Below are 21,154 nucleotides of genomic sequence, written 5' to 3' on the forward strand. Positions count from 1 at the left end.
GGTTATTGACCATTGTCGCCTTCGCGGGTTAGCCACCAGGCTCCCAGGATCGGCAAGGTTGTTACCAACATAACCAGCAGTGCCACCACGTTGGTTACCGGTACATCACGCGGTCGCCCAAGCTGATTGAGCAACCACAACGGTAACGTTCGTTCATGACCTGCCGTAAAGGTCGTCACGATGATTTCATCGAACGACAAGGCAAACGCCAGCATTCCTCCTGCCAGTAGCGCCGAACTGAGATTCGGCAACACTACGTAGCGGAAGGTTTGCCAGCCATTGGCCCCAAGATCCATTGACGCCTCAACCAGACTCCACGAGGTGCGGCGAAAACGGGCGATGACATTGTTAAACACCACCACTACGCAAAAAGTCGCATGGCCGACCATGATGGTGAAAAATCCCGGCTCCAGATTGATGGTTTTAAAGGCGGTTAATAGCGCCAGACCAGTGACAATGCCCGGCAGCGCAATGGGCAGCAGCAGTAACAGCGAAATGGCGTTTTTGCCGAAAAAGTCTCGTCGCCACAGCGCGGCAGCGGCCAGCGTCCCTAACACCAGCGCAATTAATGTCGCCAGCGCCGCCACTTTAAGTGACAGTGTCACGGCATCAAGAATATCACTACGCTGTGCTGCCACGCTAAACCAGCGCAGCGTCAGGCCTTGCGGTGGAAAACTAAACGCCGCATCTTCAGTGTTAAACGCATAGGCAGCGATAATCAGGATGGGAAAATGTAGGAAAACCACGCCGCCCCAGGCCGCCAGTTTGAGGAAAAACGGTGCGCGTTCAGAGTGCATCGAACGCTCCCAGACGTTTCACGAACGCCAGATAGAGTGCGATGAGAACAATCGGCACAAGGGTGAATGCCGCCGCCATCGGCATATTGCCAATCGCCCCCTGCTGGGAATAAACCATATTGCCGATAAAATATCCTGGCGGGCCAACCAGCTGCGGGACGATAAAATCGCCCAGTGTGAGTGAGAAGGTAAAGATAGAGCCAGCGGCAATACCTGGGATCGCCAGCGGCAGCACCACATAGCGAAAGGTTTGTCGTGGACGTGCGCCGAGATCAGCTGACGCCTGCAACAATGACGGCGGCAAACGCTCAAGCGCCGCCTGCACGGGCAGGATCATGAACGGCAGCCAGATATAGAGAAACACCAGAAAGCGCCCCAGCCCGGAAGTTGACAGCGTATTACCTCCCACCGCCGGTAGCGTGAGGAACGCAGTCAGCAGTGGTTCCAGCCCAAGATGTTGTAAAAACCACTGAGCCACGCCATCTTTTGCCAGCAATAACGTCCAGGCATAGGCTTTAACAATGTAGCTCGCCCACATCGGCAACATTACCGCGATATAAAAAAACGCTTTCATTTTTCCGCTGGTATAGCGCGCCATATACCACGCCATTGGAAAAGCCAGAATGGCGCTGGCGATAGTGACTGCCACAGCCATGGTCAGCGTGCGGACAATGATGTCGTAATTCGCCGGATTAAACAGCGCACGGATATTCGCCAGCGTCAGTTCCGGCGTTACCGACATGGTGAAATCGTCAAAGGTATAAAAGCCCTGCCATAACAGCGTTAGCAGCGAGCCGAAATAGACAATGCCAAACCACATTAGCGGGCCAAGCAGCAGCAAAAACAGCCCCAGCCCCGGATTACGCCAGAAGAAACCGGACACCTTACCCAGACCTGGACGTGAAGGTGATTGCAATACGTTCATCGCCATTCACCTCTCCTCAACCAGCGGTACCATCACATCACGCGACCAGGAAACCATCACCTGTTTTCCGGGCGTGAGCGTGGCGGGCAGTTCTTCGCCTGTCATATTGGCCTGACTCACCAGCAGTTTTTCACCGCCGTTCAGTCTCAGTTCAAAACGGGTCGCCGCGCCCTGATACTGCACCGCCTGGATCGTGCCATTAGCCTGCACTTCGCCGTGGATGTTGAAGCGGATATGTTCCGGTCGCAGGGCGAAGCTTCCCGTCATGCCACAAAGTTTGTCTGCCATCAGTGCATCAAAAACATTCGATGTCCCGACGAACCCGGCAACAAACGGCGTGCGCGGGCGCATATAGAGATCACGCGGGGAATCGACCTGCTCAATGCGTCCATTATTGAAAACCGCCACACGATCGGACATCGATAACGCTTCGCCCTGATCGTGGGTAACGAAGATAAAAGTGATACCGAGAGACTGTTGCAGCTTTTTCAGTTCCAGTTGCATCTGCTCACGCAATTTGAGATCCAGTGCGCCGAGCGGTTCATCCAGCAACAACACACGCGGTTCATTCACCAATGCTCTGGCGATAGCAACCCGCTGGCGCTGACCACCAGAAAGTTGTGACGGTTTACGTTGCTGAACAAAACCCAGCGCCACTTTCTCCAGCGCCTCTTGCGCCATCGCATGCCGCTGTTTTTTATCCACGCCTTTGACCATCAGCCCGTAGGCGACGTTGTCAAGAATCGACATATGCGGGAATAGCGCGTAGTCCTGAAAGACAGTATTCACGTCCCGCTCCCACGGTGGCAGATTGCTGGCGGGTTTACCAAAGATAGAGATAGCCCCGCCGGAAAGCTGTTCGAAGCCAGCAATCAGGCGCAGGCAGGTGGTTTTGCCGGAGCCGGACGGCCCCAGCATAGAGAAGAACTCACCATCTTTTATCGCAATACTGACGCCATCTACTGCGCGCACGTCACCGTACAACCGCGAGACGTTGTCAAACTCCACTGCGTATGTCATAAAACACCCCAGCGAAGTTAGCGACCGCCCATAATGGCAATGTAATCCTGCGTCCAGCGACTGTAGGGAACAAACTTGCCCCCTTCTGCTATAGGCGTTTTCCAGAAGGCGATTTTATCGAAATAGTTAAAACCGTTGGTTTCACAACCTTTTTCGCCTAATAACGGACTGGCTTTACACCCTTGCGGCACTACCGGTAACGAGCCAAACCAGGCCGCCACATCACCCTGCACTTTTGGCATTAATGACCAGTTCATCCATTTGTAGGCGCAAACCGGATGTTTCGCTTCGCTATGTAGCATGGTGGTGTCAGCCCAACCGGTAACGCCCTCTTTCGGGAAAACGGTAGCGACAGGCTGGCCTTCGGCTTTCAGGGCGTTGGCCTGATAGGGCCATGCACTGGAAGCAACTACACCCTCGTTTTTGAAATCGCTCATTTGCACGGTAGTGTCATGCCAGTAGCGATGGATCAAACTATGTTGATCGCGCAGCACTTTCAGCACCGCCTGGTACTGTTCTTCGGTGAGTTGATACGGATCGCTGATGCCCAACTGCGGCTGAGTGGCTTTAACGAACAACGCAGCGTCCGCAATGTAGATAGGGCCATCATAAGCCTGGACGCGGCCTTTATTGCTCTTGCCGTCCGGCAGATTCTGCTCAACAAAAACCACTTGCCAGCTATTCGGCGGCGTCGGGAAGGTTTTAGTGTTGTACATCAGCAGGTTCGGCCCCCATTGGTAAGGTGTGCCGTAAACTTTGCCGCCAACGTTAAACCAGTCGCCTTTAACCACGCGCGGATCGAGCGCTTTCCAGTTGGGAATCAATGCGGTATTAATCGGCTGCACGCGTTTGCCCATAATCAGGCGCAGCGAGGCATCGCCGGATGCCGTAACCAGATCGTAACCCCCTTTGGTCATCAGACTGACCATTTCATCGGAAGTCGCGGCGGTTTTCACATTCACCGCGCAGCCTGTCTCTTTTTCGAATTGCGTTACCCAGTCGTATTGTTTATCAGTTTGTCCGCGTTCGATGTATCCCGGCCAGGCGATAATATCCAGTCGCCCTTCCGGTTTATCTAAATTGGTAGGCGGTTCGGCGGCGTGAGCGGTCATTATTGTCATGGTGAGCGCACACAGGCTGCTGCGGGCAAATATCTTGCTCATAAGGTCTTACTCCTGTCGTAATTAATTGTTCAGCCGCCGTGCCGTAAAAATATCTCCTTGTTTAACCATAGACGGCGACTAGCAGGCACACCTTCGCCCCTGAGAAAATTTAATCAGGTTGTGAGCTACCGCGCATTATGCCCTCTGTAAGGTTATCTTCTGGAGTATAGACAAGGAGTTAGGAAATATGACTGCTATTCGAAATTCATATTACCCATCCTGAGAGGAATTAAATTAAACGCTATTACAGCCGTTCTTGAATAAGTTTGCCTAATTGTTTTACCGCCTGTTCTTCACGTTCTCCCCACTGCCACGCGGTATTAAAACGAAAAAAACGTGACCAGTTTTCACCGGTAGAAAACATTTTACCCGGCGCAATACTGATATGATGCGTCAGTGCCACCAGGCTTAATTCTCCTGCATCTAACGGCTCGGGGAGCTCCAGCCAGAGAAAATAACCGCTGTCATTGTGATGAATTTTGACTTCCGCAGGCAGATAACGCAGCAAAGCCTGCCAGGCGCGTTGTTTACGCTCCGCAAGCTGGCGACGCAGACGACGAAGATGAGCATCGTATCGGCGAGTAGAAAGGTAATCCACCAGCGCAAGCTGCATCGGTGAGCTGGTGGAAAGCGTACTCATCAACTGCAAGCGTTGAATTTTACGTGCATGTTTTCCGGCGGCGACCCAACCAATACGAAAACCAGGCACCAGACATTTCGAAAACGAAGAGCAATGCAAAACACCATCGTGGTGATCCCACGCTTTCGCAGGCAGCGGTTTTTCCCGTCCAAAATAAAGTTCGCTGTAAACGTCATCTTCAATCAGCGTTACGTTGTACTGATTGAGCAACGCCACCAGTTGTGCTTTTTTTTGCGGTGTTAAGGTAAATCCGAGTGGATTCTGGCTATTAGTCATCAGCCAGCACGCTTTCACCGGATACTCCTGCAACGCCAGTTCCAGCGTCTGAAGATCGATCCCTTCTTTAACGTCCGTCGCCACCGATAACGCCTTCAGCCGTAACCGCTCCAGCGCCTGCAAAGCGCCGTAGAAACAAGGATTCTCTACTATCACCCAATCGCCCGGTTCAGTTACCACTTGCAAACTGAGGTTTAATGCCTCTAACGCCCCGGCGGTAATGACAATTTCATCTGGAGAAATAGTGATGCCCTGTAAGGCATAGCGACGAGCAATAGCCTGACGCAGTTCTGCGTTTCCTGGCGGTAAGTTTTCAATCACGCTCATCGCCGTGGCGGTTTTGCTTACCTGCGCCAGCGAGCGGTTTAGTTGTTGGAGGGGGAAAAGTCGCGGGTCGGGAAAGGCCGAGGCAAACGGAACGACCGACGGATCGCGACTGGCCTGCAACATATCAAAAATATAAGTGTTGATATCGACTGCTTCATCTCGAGTGACTGGAATGACTGGCGCTTTCGGCATTTTTATTGCCTGTGGCGCAACGTAATAACCCGACTGCGGTCGTGCGATAATATATCCCTGACTTTCGAGCAACTGATAGGCATGGCTCACGGTCATAAAGCTCATGCCAGAAAGTGCCACCTGGTCACGCAACGAAGGCAAACGATCTCCGGGTTGCCAGATACCCGACGCAATCTGCTCGCGTAATTGTTCTGCAAGCTGCTGGTATTTTTTCATTATCGAATCGTTATTATGTGCAGGTGATTCGGCAGTCTATATCAGTTGTTAAAAATGACAACTTTTCATTAACTGTTATCAAACCATCACCAGCGATAACTCCTTGCCTAGCGCATTAGCCGCGAGCTGGAAGGCGTCGATTTTTTTACCTCCGTGTGTAATTTGCTCGAAAATAGCACTAAATCGCCGCAACGGCAGAATGCAATGCAAAATCAGGAAGGAAGATTCCAGAATTTCTTTGCGCTAATTTGCAAAACTGAATAATAACCTCAAGAAACGATTGGCATCATAGCGGCAAAAGGTTAGAAAAAGGTGGCGGGATGTTTTCGAAGGCGTTATCGGTTGTCTTATTAACGTGTGCACTGTTCTCAGGACAACTCATGGCAGGGCACAAAGGACATGAATTTATGTGGGTAAAGAATGTGGATCATCAGCTGCGTCATGAAGCGGACAGCGATGAATTGCGTGCTGTGGCGGAAGAGTCGGCGGAAGGTTTGCGCGAGCATTTTTACTGGCAAAAATCGCGCAAACCAGAAGCGGGACAGCGTTGAGTCATTTGTTGCCGGATGCGGCATGACGCCTTACCCGCCAGGCAATATCATGCAGATTTGATGAGTGGTGAGTAACCCGAAAACTGGCGTTTTACCCTTTTCGCTTCGGCAATGTTTTCAGCAGATCATCCGGACTTACGGATGCCACTACGCTTCCCGGTAACGGCATTTTCAGTATGTGATTTTTGATTTTGCCAATGACGTGCATCTCGCATGGGCGGCAATCAAACTTTAGCGTTAATACTTCATCGCCGTTAACCAGTTGCATTGGCGTCGCCTTCCAGCTTTTGATATTGCCTTTCGCCTGTTTCGGGCACAGATTGAAGGCAAAGCGCAGACAATGCTTGGTGATCATCACCGGGACTTCGCCCTTCTCTTCATGTGCCTCATACGCCGCGTCAATCAGTTGCACACCATAGCGATGATAAAATTCACGCGCTTTCTGGTTGTATACGTTCGCGAGGAAACTCAGATGCGTTTGCGGATAAACCGGCGCAGGATCAGCAACCGGTTTACGGCTGCCCCGCTGGTAACCGGCAAGACGTGCAGCATCCAGCATGTCGGCGGCTTCACGGCGGAACTGGTTTAACAGACTGTTTGGTACAAACAGCGCACCCGGCAAATTAATTTGCACATCGCGGGCGTAATAGATGGTTTGCCCCAGTTTTGCCAGACCATCCTTCAGATTGTTCATTGCTTTTTCGGCGTTATTGGCTTCGTCGAACTGCCCGTCCAGCGTATGCGTGATGCTGACACCCTCTTCACTGGTGAGGGTCAGAATCAGTTGTTCCTGCCAGCCGCCCAGTTCAATGTCTACCGCCACCCGACGTTCGCTGGAGGTTTTTGTCAGTGCCTGCTGCCAGTTATGATCAAGATTACGGTTTAGTGGGTGATGCGGGCGAATTTTGTGCAACTCTGCTGGCATTTCATTGGGCCAGACGCGGTACTGATTTTCTCCGGTTTTCTCGACCGTATTGGCACGAAAGCCGACGACTTCACGTTTAATCATCACGTTCAGGCCATCGCCATTTGCCAGTGGTTCGGAAACGGCAACATCGAGATAATCTTTCGCCACTTTCAATACTTCACCCACCGGCAGGCCGATAAATTTCGGCGAATCGAACGCGCCAATATCGCCTTTACGGGCATTCACAAAATAATCTGTGCTACCACGGTGGAAAGTCTTTTCCGTCGATGGAACAAAGAAATGTTCAGTACGACCTGATGAAGCACGCGTCAGATCGCCACGTTCTTCAATAATGGCATCCAGCATCTGGCGATAATGGGCGGTGATATTCTTCACGTAGCTCATATCTTTGTAACGCCCTTCAATCTTGAAGGAGCGTACGCCAGCATCAATCAGCGCGCCGAGGTTGGCAGTCTGATCGTTATCTTTCATCGATAGCAGATGTTTTTCATAGGAAACCACCCGCCCCTGATCGTCTTTCAATGTGTATGGCAAACGGCACGCCTGCGAGCAATCGCCACGGTTGGCGCTACGCCCTGTTTGCGCATGAGAAATGTAGCACTGACCCGAATAGGCCACGCACAATGCGCCATGAATAAAGAATTCAATGGTCGCGTCCGTGGCCTGGTGAATCGCGCGGATCTGCTCAAGATTCAGCTCTCGCGCCAGCACAATCTGCGTGAAGCCAACATCAGAGAGGAACTTCGCTTTTTCTACCGTGCGAATGTCGCACTGCGTACTGGCGTGCAGTTCAATCGGCGGAATATCAAGCTCCAGAATCCCCATATCCTGAACAATCAGCGCATCGACGCCGGTCTGGTAGAGGTCAGTAATCAGCCGTTGCGCGGGTTCCAGCTCATCATCATGCAAAATTGTGTTAAGCGTGACGAAAATTTTTGCACCATAACGATGGGCAAACGGCACCAGCTCGGCAATATCTTTCAGGCTATTACTGGCATTATGACGGGCACCAAAACCAGGGCCGCCGATATAAACAGCATCGGCACCGTGCAAAATAGCTTCGCGGGCAATGGCGGCATCGCGTGCCGGACTTAACAGTTCAAGACGATGAGAAGATACGGTCACTTTCTTATCCAGTAGCTGAAAAATGGCGGCTATTTTAGCCACAAGCGCGACGTTGCGAAATAGTTTTCCCGCTTAACTGCGTGGGTAATGGATGAGGGAATGAAAATGTACGATTTGCTCCCCACCATTACGATAGACATGCGTAACGTCTGCAGCAAATCGAGCGCCTTCTCCACAATTAAGGCTCTGCCATTCACCATCAACGCACAGATCAAGTTGCCCATCAATGACGACAACATGTTCGATTACTCCCTTCTCATGGGGCGTCGATTCGCTTATTGCACCGGGTGCCATCTGAATCGAGAAGTGTTCAAAGCAGAGTTGTGGATCATAAGGAAACAGCGAAGTGATCACCATCGCCTGTTGTTGTGGATCATAAACTGAAGGCGTTGCGGACTGCGGCGGAGAAATAAATGTCGAAAATGGCACATTCAACCCGGTGGCAATTTTCCATAATGTCGCGACCGTCGGGCTGGACTCATTACGCTCAATCTGCCCTAACATCGCTTTAGAAACGCCTGTCGCTTCTGCCAGTCGCGAAAGACTCCAGCCGCGCTGCTGACGTAGTTGTTTAAGTGTGGTGGATAAAAAGCGAGTGAGATTTTCCATGTGACTCCTCCGGCAAAGCGGAAGTTTATCACTTGTGCGTTATAACGGACAAATGCTACGGTACCTGTACGCTATAACGCACGAGGTGACCATGCGTCTGTTTTCTATTCCTCCACCCACGCTACTGGCGGGGTTTCTGGCGGTATTAATTGGCTACGCCAGTTCAGCGGCAATAATCTGGCAAGCAGCGATTGTCGCCGGAGCCACCACTGCACAAATCTCTGGCTGGATGACGGCGCTGGGGCTGGCAATGGGCGTCAGTACGCTGGCTCTGACATTATGGTATCGCGTACCTGTTCTCACCGCATGGTCAACGCCTGGCGCGGCTTTGTTGGTCACCGGATTGCAGGGACTAACACTTAACGAAGCCATCGGCGTTTTTATTGTCACCAACGCGTTAATAGTCCTCTGCGGCATAACGGGACTCTTTGCTCGTCTGATGCGCATTATTCCGCACTCGCTTGCGGCGGCAATGCTTGCCGGGATTTTATTACGCTTTGGTTTACAGGCGTTTGCGAGCCTGGATGGTCAATTTACGTTGTGTGGCAGTATGTTGCTGGTATGGCTGGCAACCAGGGCCGTTGCGCCGCGCTATGCGGTAATTGCCGCGATGATTATTGGGGTCGTGATCGTTATCGCGCAAGGTGACGTTGTCACAACTGATGTTGTCTTTAAACCCGTTCTCCCCACTTATATTAGCCCTGATTTTTCGTTTGCTCACAGCCTGAGCGTTGCACTCCCCCTTTTTCTGGTGACGATGTCATCGCAAAACGCACCGGGTATCGCAGCAATGAAAGCAGCCGGGTATTCGGCTCCTGTTTCGCCGTTGATTGTGTTTACTGGATTGCTGGCACTGGTTTTTTCCCCTTTCGGCGTTTATTCCGTCGGTATTGCGGCAATCACCGCGGCTATTTGCCAAAGCCCGGAAGCGCATCCGGATAAAGATCAACGTTGGCTGGCCGCTGCCGTTGCAGGCATTTTCTATTTGCTCGCAGGTCTGTTTGGTAGTGCCATTACCGGGATGATGGCTGCCCTGCCCGTAAGTTGGATCCAGATGCTGGCAGGTCTGGCGCTGTTGAGTACCATTGGCGGCAGTTTGTATCAGGCGCTGCATAATGAGCGTGAGCGCGACGCGGCGGTGGTGGCATTTCTGGTAACGGCAAGTGGATTGACGCTGGTCGGGATTGGTTCTGCGTTTTGGGGATTAATTGCCGGAGGCGTTTGTTACGTGGTGTTGAATTTAATCGCTGACAGAAACCGATAATAAAAAGCGCCATCTAACGATGGCGCGGCTGGAATTACTTTTTGTTAACGTCAAACATGGTGGCATCGGTCGCCATGTCATCAATAACTTGTTTAATATTTTCGAAAGCCATTGGCGTACTTTCGTTATTCAGGTCTTTACCTTCGCCCTGACGAACGACTTTGATAACCGGTTTATTAGTCGCTGCATCAATCAGCTCACCTTCAAAATAGAGGCGAGTATCCATGGTACGGTGGCCTGTAGCCATTTGCGTCCCCGCAACCACTAATGCAACAGGAACCACTTCATAGAATTGCAGCCCTTCTTTGCTGGTATCTACACCGGTAATGGCCCCACGGAAAATCAGACTACGCGGCCCAGCGGTGGTAACTAGTGGTTTACGCTGCGCTATCGCTTCTTTCATTTCGGTGTTGGTATAGTTCAAAATTTTATCCAGAACTTTCTGCCCTACCTGGGTAGAAGGTTTTGGTACCGGATAATAAGTGATTGGGTTCCAGACGATGCTGTCATATTTGCTTTGATCAAAACTCGGGTCTACCCAACGTAAAACAGGTTTACCTGTTGCTGAGGTTGTTTCTTTTAAATCAGAGTAATTGTTTAAAAAACCAGAATATTTATCTGGCTGGGTGATTTTAGAGGCACAACCAGACAGAGCCAACAAGCCGCATAAAGCTGCAACTTTCGCAAATGATGTGGTACGCATGAATAGTTTCCTGAGATGATTATATTACTTTTTAAGTTATAGCAAAAAGCGCCGCTTCGTGTTGTGGCAAAAAAAGTGTTGGTGAAAATAAATTTTTCAGCCCCTTTACAGACGACATAGTCAATGCCGAAAAAGGGGCTAAGTCAATCATCAGTAGTTAAATATCAGTGCGTTAATCTGATGAAAAACTTCGACTACTGTGATTAATTTCACATCCTTTTGATTAAAAATATGCTTACCGAAAAGAAGAACAGTAAACCATCTCAGCGTGGGGAATTTTCACGCGCTTTGTTCTTACCGGGTCATTTTTTACGTGCCAGCATCGTGGCGAAACGCAGTTTAATACGATTACCGTTGGCGTCGGTGCGGTGCAGCTCGCCGACGTCTTCATTGTATTTCACCCTCTCCCAGCCTTCGTAATATCGACGTAATTCTCCCTCTTTGAAGGCAAACGGGAAGCCGACGGTACATGGATAATCAGCGGTATCCATCGCCGCCACAATCAGGTTGTAACCACCAGGTTTAGTGCAACGTTGCATATTGGCAATCAGCCCTGGGATGGTTTTAGCCTCAAGGAACATCAGCACCACAGTCGAAAGAATAAAATCGTACTGTCCAGCAAATGTGAGGTTATTCAGATCAACGACCCGAGTGTGTAAATTATCCAGATTTTCAATAGATTTAATGCGCTCGACGTTGGCGATACTCATGGCATTTTTATCCCATGCGTCAACATCATAACCATTGGCTGCCAGGTAAAGACTGTTACGACCATTGCCACAGCCCAGATCCAGCGTTTTACCCGGTTTAACCACTTTCACCGCTTCCAGCACTTCAGAGTGTGTGCGGGTTAATTCATATTTATCAGTAAAATAGTTTTCGTCACGAATGATCATTCTTTGTCCTCTGCTTTCATTAAAACGGCGCGCTCGGTTCTGATTAACAATTTTCCCTGCATCAGAAGCGCAAAAGTACGGATGAGCAGTATTGCAATAATAAAATTGGTAAAGATAAACAGCGGCACCGCCAGCGTATGGAAAAATCCATTATCGCTGCCACTCCCCAGATGCAAACCGGTGGTTGCCAGTGCAGATACGCCGAACGAGAAACTCCAGAATGAAGCATTAAATGGCTGGGAGAGATACCATGGCATCAGACGTAGCATAAACAGCAGTTGCAGCAGTCCATAACCGAAAAGCATTTTCGCCAGCGTGTCACCCTCGCCGCCGTTGACGCTCAGCCAGGCACTACAGGCCACCAGCGCAGGAGCGAGCTGAATGCCGAGTGATGTCCTCAGTGCCGTGGGTAATTCTCCCGAACTGCGCAGACGCTGCAAGATCACCGGTTCCAGGCTTAGCCATGAGAAAACGCCTGCGCCTAAAAACACCAGACCGGCGTCGGTGTAGCCCAACGCACCACAGGCCATTGCGCTGATAAAGTTGTTGGCAACTGTCGGCAGATACAGTCCAGGCGTGGTAGCTTCTTCAGGGTGAGATCCGCGCCATAATCCCGCAGTTTGCCAGGCGGAATAAGCCAACTGAACCACGACACCAAAACTGAACAGGCACACCGCCAGTGGGCGAAACCACGGAACAAAACCAATCGCCACCAGCATCGTCGTTGCCGGAAACAAACTCACAAAACTGCTCAGCACTGGATGGCGCACTTCTGCCAGCACGCTATGCGGAAAGCGTATGAGTCGGGTAATAAATGCGCCAGTCAATAATCCCCAGATGATCATCGCCAGAATCACCAGCCCATCCCCCAACCAGTGGCTGACCTGCCAAACCTGGCTGGCATAGCGCCAGGCAAATCCCATCCCTATCGTCCCCAACACAATACCAAAGTAGCCTGCCGGCAAATTGAGCACTTTATCGCTCTGCATCTTCTTACTCATTTTGTTTAATTTATAAAGTATATTTGAAATGCATTTTATGGAATTTTCTCGAGCATAGCCAGAGCCGCAGAATTTGCTACGGTTATAGTAAGTCACCTGTGGGAAAACGCTATGCGCAAATATCGTCTAAGTGAAGAACAGCGAGCCTTTAGTTATCAGGAAGATGGCACTAAAAAAAATGTGTTATTACGGCAGATTATCGCCATTAGCGATTTTAACGATGTGATAGCAGGAAGCGCTGGCGGCTGGATCGATCGCGAAACGGTGTTAGCACAGGAAGGAAATTGCTGGATTTACGACCAGAATGCTATTGCGTTCGGCGGAACGGTGATTTCCGGGAATACGCGTATCACCGGCACCAGCGTGCTGTGGGGAGAGGTTTACGCAACGGATAATGTCTGGATCGATAATAGTGAAATCAGCCAGGGTGCATATATAAGTGACAGTGTCACCATTAGTGACTCATTAGTTTGCGGTCAATGTAGAATATTTGGTCACGCCTTAATTGATCAACATTCTATGATCGTCGCCGCACAAGGCTTAACGCCCGACCATCAACTCCTGCTACAAATTTATGATCGCGCGAGGGTTAGCGCCTCGCGGATTGTCCACCAGGCACAAATTTATGGCGATGCCGTCGTCCGGTATGCTTTTATTGAACATCGCGCCGAAGTTTTTGATTTTGCCAGTATTGAGGGTAATGAAGAGAACAACGTCTGGCTATGCGATTGTGCTAAAGTCTACGGTCACGCGCAGGTGAAAGCTGGCATAGAAGAAGATGCCATTCCGACGATTCATTACAGTTCGCAGGTGGCGGAATATGCCATTGTGGAAGGTAATTGTGTGTTAAAACATCATGTCTTGATTGGCGGAAATGCCGTGGTACGTGGCGGACCGATTCTGCTCGACGAGCACGTTGTCATACAAGGTGAGAGCCGTATTACAGGTGCGGTGATAATTGAAAACCATGTGGAGTTAACCGACCACGCCGTCGTTGAAGCCTTTGATGGCGACACGGTTCATGTCCGTGGTCCAAAAGTCATTAACGGCGAGGAGCGCATTACGCGAACGCCGCTGGCAGGGTTATTGTGAATCGATAATACGCGCGTATAAGTTCACATCATCATAGGCATCATTCAGAAACTCAGCCTGTTTCAGGCAACCTTCAAGGATAAAACCATTGCGCAAAGCGACCTGGTTGCTTTGCGGATTGTCCACCCGACATTTGATCACGAAGCGTCTAAGTTCACCAGACTGAGCGTAATGATGAATCAATGCCTGCAGCGCCTGAGAAATGATCCCCTGCCCCTGATGAGATTCGTCCAGCCAGTAGCCGATTTCAGCGGTTTTATTCAGTGGTTCAATACGATTAAACGAGATAACGCCGATAAGTTCATCTTCTTTGAAAATCATGAACATTTTGGCATATCCGCGTTGATGCAACATTACATTGCCCTGCACCGTTTTTCGCGTGTCCTCTTCACTTTGAACAAACTGCGGCCAGTTTAGCGACTGCTGTAGCCAGGTTCTATTTTTACAGATTAACTGATAAAGAGGTGTGACATGACTTTCTGCAACAGCATGTAATTCAAGTGATTCACTTACTTTTATCGTTTCGGTCATCTTATCTCCAGTCAATCCATGCAGTTGTTAAAAAAGCCGCCTGGCTGGCGGCTTAGGAAAGTTTACACCTCTTTGACGCTCTCCTGCTGCAGGATTTTGAGCATCTCATCTTTTAACTGTAGCTTTTGTTTTTTCATGCGGACCACTTCCGCATTGTACCCTCGACCGTCGGAACCTTCCTTTCTGGCAATTTCATGATCAAGTTTATTGTGTTTATCGAACAAGGACATAAAGCGAGGATTTTCGTTTTTCAGACGGGATATTAAATCTCGATATTCAGGAAACATACGCACTCCCTGTTAGTGGCTGACAAGGTGTATCTGAAATACACACCATCAGATTACTCATTTAACTTAGGGAAAAATGCGAGCGGGATCGTGTTTAACCAGACGGCACCTCCCGAAGAAGGTGCCGAAGAAAAAACGATTAACTCATCACGCGGTCGTCAACATACTGACGTTTATCGGGCGCTGGCGGGAAATACTGATACAGCCATGTTTCACTGATAGCGTCGCCCTGACAACGCAGATACATCCGCATATCGACCGGATCAGTGGAGTCCGAAGTCGGATACCAGTCAAACTGAATACGATAACCATCAATGGGTTCAATATAGAGAATTTCGATTTGCTTCGCTTCCCCACTGGAAAGCGTAATCACCGGCTCAATGCCTTTTGGCGCGGCAGCTTTCAGATCACCACCAACGAAATCGACGGCAAAACGACGCGCCCATTTTTCGGGATAGTGTTCACCTGGAGCCCAACCTTCCGGGAAACCACCCATGCCGGTACGCGTCGCCATAACGCGCGCTAATGGGCAATGAACAGGCGGTTGCGCACTCCAGTACAGACGATACTGGAATGCAAACTCATCACCCGCTTTTACAGCTTTTTCTGGCTGCCAGAAGCAGACAATGTTATCCAGCGTTTCGCCCGTTGTTGGGATTTCCATCAGGCCGATGGTGCCCTTACCCCACTTGTTACGCGGTTCCACCCACAGACTTGGGCGTTTGTTATACCAGCCCATAATGTCCTGATAATGGGAGAAATCACGATCCAGTTGCAATAAACCAAACCCTTTCGGGTTGTTGTCGGTGTAAGCATTGAACTGCAATTTTTGCGGATTGTTCAGCGGACGACAAATCCACTCGCCGTTGCCCCGCCACATGGACAAACGATCAGAGTCATGGATTTGCGGATGAATGGTGTCGCACATCCGACGTTCATTAGTACCGCAGCTGAACATACTGGTCATCGGCGCAATGCCCAGCTGTTTAATGTCTTTGCGCGCATACAGGTGATTTTCCACATCCATAATCACCTGACTTTTCTCGCAATGGATAGTGAACTTATAGGCACCAGTAATGCTGGCGCTATCGAGCAACGCATAAACGGTAAAGGTGGTTGCCCCCGGTTTTACCGTATCAAACCAGAAGGCGGTAAAGTCGGGGAACTCTTCTTTACTGTCGGTGTAAGTGTCGATCGCCAGGCCGCGAGCCGATAGACCGTATTGATATGTGTCGTCAACGGCGCGGAAATAACTCGCACCGAGGAATGATACTACATCACGGCGCGCCAGTTCGGGGGCTTTAAACACGCGAAAACCGGCAAAACCGAGATCGCTTTGCCCTTCTAATTGTTTGGTATCAACACCCGCATCGTTGTATTTGAACAACTCCGGGCGAAAGTGAATTTCACGCGCCAGATGTGTTGCGGGATCTACAGAAAACATACGAACGCGGCGACGGAATCCCATTCCCATATGGAAGAACTGAGCGTCCAGTTGACGGTTCTCAACGTTATGCCAGAGCGATTTTTCGGCGTCGTATTGAATACTGTTATAAGCCTGCGGCGTCATTGTCGCCAGAGTGTCAGGTAACGGACGCGGCGCACCACGCCACGCTGTTTGCGCTAAGTCGTGCGCCATTGACTGTAGAATGGAGAAGTCAAAACGCTGGGTTTGCCCGTCGGCAATATCAGAATCTGCCGCGAATGCCGCCTGAGAAAAAAGAGAAGCAATGCCGCTGGTACCGCACACGGCGGCCATAGCCATTGAACCTTTAATAAATCGTCTACGATCCATACCTGAAAGTGAGTCCTTCTGGTGTTGTGAATGGTCCCGCGCTGGTCGTTTTCAGCGGCAAGAAAGTGCTTATTTATGACCGCTCACTCTAGACAATATTTATTAATAATCCAATTGTTGAACTGAGAGAATATGCATAAATCGGCAATTTTTTTATGTCGATGGGATGAGCCTGATTCGTTTGTAAAATCAGGCAAATTTTTGCAAAGACGGATGGTCAGAATTTAAAGCAAACCACAGCGACGTTTACTGCGTTCTTCCGCTTCCTGATAAAGCTGGAACTCATCCAAAACCGGACAACCCAACGCCTGCTCAAATGCCTCGCGACTGGCATTACCGTGATTGCGTGCCTGCGTTTCATTACCCAGATTTGACTGGAAGATCCCCGCCGCGCTAACAGGCAAGAAATCTTCATAGGTAATGGGTTGCGCCACTACCCAACCACGTTCAATTAAGGGCTGTGGATCGTCTCCGGAATGAATCGCCTGACGATGCGCCTCACCTGAAGGCGTCAGACGGTACCGGAACCATGCCAACCCTTGCTGACGCATTAAAAACTCACTGTCAGGAAAAGTGCGGAAGGTTTCCTGTAAATGCATTTGGTGAGTGAGATTATCCTGCCCGGTTCCAGCGTTACGCAGAAGATCATCATACAGTTGTCGCCCTTTCGGCGTTAATGCCACACCACGCTGCTCTATTTCACCAAAGCGCGCGGTATGCGTACCCTGTTTCTGCCCTGCAAACAACACCGTCTCTTCCAGTGCTTTAAAGCTGGTCTGGCGTAGTAAAATAGGTACCTCGCGGCGCGGCGGCCCTTCGATCAGAATTTTGGGTTCAATCCCGCATTCAGGCATCATCGACTGCACCCGGTCAATATCCAGCGTACGTGGCGTCAGGTGGTTGATATGGCATCCAGGAAAACAGACCACATCAGCAATCAACCGATGTTCGTTGTGCAAGGCGCGATAGGTTTCTTCATCTACCGTTGCTGACTGGTGCCAACGAAACGTTTCCAGGGCTTCCTGCACAAACTCCTGTGCCTGTGTTTCGTTAAAACCGCCCCGCTGCTCATACTCCTCTAACAGTTGTCGACAACGTGGGGTGAAGATATCGCGCTGACGCAGAATCTCCGCCGCTTTCTGGCGCAAAAATTCGTTCTCGATAAGCTCAAGGCGGAGTAATGAGGTAAAAATGCGGAAGGGATTACGCGCCAGAGAAGCATCATCAATGGGCCGAAATGCTGTGGAATGTACCGGCACTCCCGCCTGCGAGAGATCGTAATAGCTCACCGGGTACATCCCCATAATGGCAAACATCCGCCGAAGAGTAGCAAGCTCTTGTGCAGTCCCAACACGAATCGCCCCATGACGTTCAACATTCAGTCGCGCCAGCTCGTCTGCATTTACCATTTTTTCGTGCAGTTGAGGATTGTTTTCCAGCACAGCCAGATTCACATCAGCTACCAGTTCCAGCAGCGTGCCGTACTGCGGAACTTCTTGCTGGTACATGGCTGACATTGCCTGCGAAAACTGTTCCCGAATCTCATCCGCCGTGATGCTGTTCGCCATAGTGTCTGCCTCCAGTGGTCAGTAATCTGGAGTGTAGGTAACCGCATTCACTCCGGCGGGAAGAATTTACAAACTGTGATCTCGCCGCGAAAACATCAATATTATCCATTTTGCTGTAACATAATTGCTTTAATTGTTAATAATATTTTGCAATCAAGTTATCATAATCAAACAACTTCACTTGTCAGCGACACCGCTTCGTTTTTAACATCGCTTATGGAAAAAAATAGTCTGTTTAGTCAGCGCATCCGTTTGCGCCACCTTCATACATTCGTAGCTGTCGCACAACAAGGAACTTTGGGGCGCGCGGCTGAAACCCTTAATTTGAGTCAACCTGCGCTCTCTAAGACATTGAATGAACTGGAGCAGCTGACGGGCGCACGCTTGTTTGAGCGTGGTCGTCAGGGGGCGCAACTTACCTTACCCGGCGAACAATTTTTAACGCATGCAGTCAGAGTACTTGACGCCATCAACACTGCCGGACAGTCGCTTCATCGTAAAGAAGGTCCTAATAATGATATCGTCAGGGTTGGTGCACTACCGACTGCGGCACTGGGGATATTACCTTCGGTTATAGGTCAGTTTCATCAGCAACAAAAAGAGACGACCTTGCAAGTTGCGACAATGAGTAACCCTATGATTCTGGCGGGTTTAAAAACCGGGGAAATCGATATCGGCATTGGTCGGATGTCAGATCCTGAACTGATGACCGGGCTTAATTATGAACTGCTGTTTCTTGAATCGCTGAAGCTGGTTGTTCGCCCCAATCATCCGCTACTTCAGGAGAACGTAACGCTAAGCCGGGTGCTGGAATGGCCGGTCGTTGTATCACCAGAAGGCACTGCGCCACGCCAGCATTCAGATGCATTAGTGCAGAGCCAGGGATGTAAAATTCCTTCGGGTTGTATCGAAACGCTGTCTGCTTCGCTATCTCGTCAACTTACGGTTGAATACGACTACGTGTGGTTTGTCCCTTCTGGCGCTGTAAAAGACGACCTGCGTCATGCCACGCTGGTGGCCCTGCCTGTTCCGGGTCATGGTGCAGGCGAACCGATTGGAATACTGACCCGCGTAGATGCGACGTTCTCTTCTGGTTGCCAGTTGATGATTAACGCTATTCGAAAATCAATGCCGTTCTGAAAGGTGAAGGGATCTATCGATCCCTCCTTTAACATTTTCACACCGTAGCGAAACTAACTGGTTCACCCGCTCCGCGAGGTTCTGCCGACACAGAATGTTTGTTCAGACGGAATACGTCCACCGCCTCAGTTAATCGTGCCGCCTGTTCTTCAAGGGACACCGCCGCCGCTGAGGCCTCTTCTACCAGAGAAGCATTCTGTTGCGTCACCTTATCCATTTCAGAAATCGCCTGGCTAACCTGCGTTATGCCTCTGCTTTGTTCATCCGAGGCGGCGGCAATTTCCTGCATGATATGTGTGACACTCGCGACGGCATCAACAATAGTGCTCATGGTTTTCCCGGCCGTGGCCACCTCATCCGATCCCAGGTCAATTAACCTGACTGATTCACTGATCAAGCCTTCAATCTCTTTCGCCGCCTGAGCGCTGCGGCTTGCGAGTGTCCGTACTTCGCTGGCGACAACGGCAAATCCACGCCCTTGCTCACCCGCTCGCGCGGCTTCAACGGCAGCATTCAGTGCCAGAATATTCGTCTGGAAAGCAATACTGTTGATGACGGCGGTGATCTCAGAAATTTTCTTCGAACTCGTGGAGATAGCGCCCATCGTTTTTACTACACCGGAAACCGTCTGCCCGCCATTGCAGGCTTTAATAGAAGCCTCTTGCGCCAGTTTGCTGGCATGATGCGCGTTATCCGCATTCTGTTTCACCGTCGCAGTGAGTTGCTCCATGCTGGCGGCAGTTTGTTCAATTGCCGCCGCTTGTTCTTCAGTGCGAGATGACAGGTCCGCATTGCCAGCGGAAATTTCGCTGGTGCCACGATAAATCTCTTCCGCGCCCTGTCGAACGGTCCCTACAGTCATCCCCAGTGAATGCTGCATTTGCTGTAAATGACGACTTAAGCGACCGATTTCATTACGACCCGCCGGTTCATCATTCATCGTCAGATCGCCACTGGCGATTTTTTCAATCCGTTGTGCGGCATGTTGCAGTGGACGAATGACGATCCGACGTAGCACTATAAATGTTATCAGCGTCATGACCAGGGCAAGCACAAACGCGCCAATCATGAACATCCCACCCAGGCGGGTGCGCTGATGGGCCAGTTCCGCCAGTTGGTTGGCTCTGGTGCTACGTATCTTAACGGCTTTGTTCAAAATATCGGTATAAGCATTATCCAGCGGTCGGATCTGCTCACTTTCATGATTGATAATCGCTTCAAACATGCCATTTTTGGCATATTTCAACATCGGTTGCATACCCGTGATATAAGCCTGGAAGCGTTGATTTAATTCAGTGTCGAGGGCTTCATCAGCAGGTGTTTTCACCGACCGATTCTGATAAGCACGATAACCTTGCTGCGACTGTTTAATCTCCGATTCGGCTTGCGCAATATTTCGCTTCATTGCTTCCATTTCCGCAATACGACTCGCTGCCCCGGCCTGAATCATATTGATCCGGGCTGAACGCAAAAAATCTGAACTGTTCGCTAACCCGGTCCGAATCTCAATCTCCGCAGTAACATCACGCTGATCGCGATCGGCCTGCCAGAGGAAATAGCCAGCCAGAGCAGAACTTAATGCGAATAGAACTAAGATACCGCCAAGAATGCAGGCAAATAACGGAACCAGCCTGATGTGATGCAAAAAACCTAATCGCTGTGAGGGAGTTGTATTCATTACCGTTGTCTCTCGTCCAGGTTTACTCCTGATAGAAAGTCATCGGCACTTGACGGTAATTACTTATGACCAAAAACCTCTTTGCGTCACATTTTTACAACAATTATGGCAGAGAAGAATAATGCCATTGGAATGAAGAGAGTAACGAACGGCTAAACCGAATGACGAAAAATTCTGGAAAACAGCACGCAATTTCGTCAAGTGATTATTTTCGTCCCTAAGGAAACCTCATAGGATGCCTGCGGGTGCCTGAGACTTTCTGTTTTCAGGCTAACCGGGAATCAGAAAGACGAAGGCCCCGACCGATATTTCTATCAAACTGTACTGCACCCATTTTGTTGGACGATGAAATGGAATAGCCCCTGATATGTCAAAGCCAAAATACCCTTTTGAAAAGCGCCTTGAAGTCGTGAATCACTACTTCACTACT

19 protein-coding genes and 1 pseudogene are annotated in these 21,154 nt (G+C 50.1%); 4 read left to right on the top strand and 16 right to left on the bottom strand.

Annotated features, from left to right (window positions below; translation table 11 throughout):
* Positions 1-2 precede the first annotated feature (2 nt).
* The 6 genes and pseudogenes from ACJHX7_RS24425 to ACJHX7_RS24450 all read right to left on the bottom strand — a co-directional run.
* Complete coding sequence (locus tag ACJHX7_RS24425; protein ID WP_094030505.1) at positions 3-797, bottom strand: ABC transporter permease; 795 nt, start codon at positions 795-797, stop codon at positions 3-5.
* On the bottom strand, positions 787-1,728 hold the full coding sequence (locus ACJHX7_RS24430; RefSeq protein WP_001251325.1) for an ABC transporter permease: 942 nt from the start codon (positions 1,726-1,728) through the stop codon (positions 787-789). Before ACJHX7_RS24430 ends, ACJHX7_RS24425 begins: the two co-directional genes overlap by 11 nt.
* The gene (locus tag ACJHX7_RS24435; RefSeq protein ID WP_094030504.1) at positions 1,729-2,742 is read right to left on the bottom strand and encodes an ABC transporter ATP-binding protein; all 1,014 of its coding nucleotides are present in this window, start codon (positions 2,740-2,742) and stop codon (positions 1,729-1,731) included. It lies immediately after the preceding gene.
* A 17-nt stretch (positions 2,743-2,759) separates the two neighbouring features.
* Positions 2,760-3,905, bottom strand: coding sequence for a putative ABC transporter substrate-binding protein YdcS (gene ydcS, locus ACJHX7_RS24440; RefSeq protein WP_032330154.1), 1,146 nt, complete (start codon positions 3,903-3,905; stop codon positions 2,760-2,762).
* A 244-nt stretch (positions 3,906-4,149) separates the two neighbouring features.
* The gene (locus ACJHX7_RS24445) at positions 4,150-5,556 is read right to left on the bottom strand and encodes a PLP-dependent aminotransferase family protein (RefSeq protein ID WP_094030503.1); all 1,407 of its coding nucleotides are present in this window, start codon (positions 5,554-5,556) and stop codon (positions 4,150-4,152) included.
* 78 nt (positions 5,557-5,634) lie between these two features.
* Positions 5,635-5,712: pseudogene (locus ACJHX7_RS24450) on the bottom strand (type II toxin-antitoxin system HicB family antitoxin); the annotation flags it as partial.
* A gap of 164 nt (positions 5,713-5,876) precedes the next feature.
* Between ACJHX7_RS24450 and ACJHX7_RS24455 the strand changes: the two are divergent.
* The gene (locus ACJHX7_RS24455) at positions 5,877-6,107 is read left to right on the top strand and encodes a DUF2554 family protein (RefSeq protein ID WP_000491567.1); all 231 of its coding nucleotides are present in this window, start codon (positions 5,877-5,879) and stop codon (positions 6,105-6,107) included.
* 91 nt (positions 6,108-6,198) lie between these two features.
* On the opposite strand, the gene rlhA is transcribed toward ACJHX7_RS24455, so the two are convergent.
* Together rlhA and sutR are read right to left on the bottom strand one after the other, a co-directional pair.
* Positions 6,199-8,160: a 23S rRNA 5-hydroxycytidine C2501 synthase gene (gene rlhA / locus ACJHX7_RS24460; RefSeq protein ID WP_094030502.1), complete on the bottom strand. Its 1,962-nt coding sequence runs from the start codon at positions 8,158-8,160 to the stop codon at positions 6,199-6,201.
* 72 nt (positions 8,161-8,232) lie between these two features.
* Complete coding sequence (sutR, locus tag ACJHX7_RS24465; RefSeq protein WP_000429506.1) at positions 8,233-8,769, bottom strand: DNA-binding transcriptional regulator SutR; 537 nt, start codon at positions 8,767-8,769, stop codon at positions 8,233-8,235.
* Positions 8,770-8,821: 52 nt separating this feature from the next.
* On the opposite strand from sutR, the gene ydcO reads away from it, so the two are divergent.
* Complete coding sequence (ydcO, locus tag ACJHX7_RS24470; RefSeq protein ID WP_097465986.1) at positions 8,822-10,033, top strand: BenE family transporter YdcO; 1,212 nt, start codon at positions 8,822-8,824, stop codon at positions 10,031-10,033.
* Positions 10,034-10,067: 34 nt separating this feature from the next.
* Here ydcO and ACJHX7_RS24475 read toward each other — a convergent pair whose 3' ends face one another.
* The 3 genes from ACJHX7_RS24475 to tehA all read right to left on the bottom strand — a co-directional run bounded on the left by ACJHX7_RS24475 (position 10,068) and on the right by tehA (position 12,621).
* Positions 10,068-10,736, bottom strand: a complete 669-nt coding sequence (locus ACJHX7_RS24475) for a DUF3313 domain-containing protein (protein ID WP_001261013.1) — start codon at positions 10,734-10,736, stop codon at positions 10,068-10,070.
* Positions 10,737-11,038: 302 nt separating this feature from the next.
* Positions 11,039-11,632 (bottom strand): tellurite resistance methyltransferase TehB, encoded by a 594-nt coding sequence (gene tehB / locus ACJHX7_RS24480; protein ID WP_001723473.1) that lies wholly within the window; start codon positions 11,630-11,632, stop codon positions 11,039-11,041.
* Complete coding sequence (gene tehA / locus ACJHX7_RS24485) at positions 11,629-12,621, bottom strand: dicarboxylate transporter/tellurite-resistance protein TehA (protein ID WP_094030500.1); 993 nt, start codon at positions 12,619-12,621, stop codon at positions 11,629-11,631. Before tehA ends, tehB begins: the two co-directional genes overlap by 4 nt.
* 123 nt (positions 12,622-12,744) lie before the next feature.
* On the opposite strand from tehA, the gene ydcK reads away from it, so the two are divergent.
* Complete coding sequence (gene ydcK / locus ACJHX7_RS24490) at positions 12,745-13,725, top strand: YdcK family protein (protein ID WP_001234030.1); 981 nt, start codon at positions 12,745-12,747, stop codon at positions 13,723-13,725.
* Here ydcK and rimL read toward each other — a convergent pair.
* From rimL to ACJHX7_RS24510, 4 genes are all read right to left on the bottom strand, one after another.
* Positions 13,717-14,256, bottom strand: coding sequence for a 50S ribosomal protein L7/L12-serine acetyltransferase (gene rimL / locus ACJHX7_RS24495; protein ID WP_001327924.1), 540 nt, complete (start codon positions 14,254-14,256; stop codon positions 13,717-13,719). The genes ydcK and rimL overlap by 9 nt on opposite strands.
* Positions 14,257-14,318: 62 nt before the next feature.
* On the bottom strand, positions 14,319-14,543 hold the full coding sequence (locus ACJHX7_RS24500) for a YdcH family protein (RefSeq protein WP_001296778.1): 225 nt from the start codon (positions 14,541-14,543) through the stop codon (positions 14,319-14,321).
* Between the two features lie 139 nt (positions 14,544-14,682).
* On the bottom strand, positions 14,683-16,338 hold the full coding sequence (gene opgD, locus ACJHX7_RS24505) for a glucan biosynthesis protein OpgD (RefSeq protein ID WP_000375956.1): 1,656 nt from the start codon (positions 16,336-16,338) through the stop codon (positions 14,683-14,685).
* Positions 16,339-16,562: 224 nt separating this feature from the next.
* Positions 16,563-17,906 carry a VOC family protein gene (locus ACJHX7_RS24510; RefSeq protein WP_094030499.1) on the bottom strand — a complete coding sequence of 448 codons (1,344 nt, stop codon included), beginning with the start codon at positions 17,904-17,906 and terminating at the stop codon, positions 16,563-16,565.
* A 216-nt stretch (positions 17,907-18,122) separates the two neighbouring features.
* On the opposite strand from ACJHX7_RS24510, the gene ACJHX7_RS24515 reads away from it, so the two are divergent.
* Positions 18,123-19,046, top strand: a complete 924-nt coding sequence (locus ACJHX7_RS24515) for a LysR substrate-binding domain-containing protein (RefSeq protein WP_032171232.1) — start codon at positions 18,123-18,125, stop codon at positions 19,044-19,046.
* Between the two features lie 37 nt (positions 19,047-19,083).
* On the opposite strand, the gene trg is transcribed toward ACJHX7_RS24515, so the two are convergent.
* The gene (gene trg / locus ACJHX7_RS24520) at positions 19,084-20,724 is read right to left on the bottom strand and encodes a methyl-accepting chemotaxis protein Trg (protein WP_089583192.1); all 1,641 of its coding nucleotides are present in this window, start codon (positions 20,722-20,724) and stop codon (positions 19,084-19,086) included.
* Between the last annotated feature and the right edge of the window lie 430 nt (positions 20,725-21,154).

It is taken from the genome of Escherichia sp. WS1451 (assembly GCF_046487365.1).
Lineage (GTDB): Bacteria > Pseudomonadota > Gammaproteobacteria > Enterobacterales > Enterobacteriaceae > Escherichia > Escherichia coli.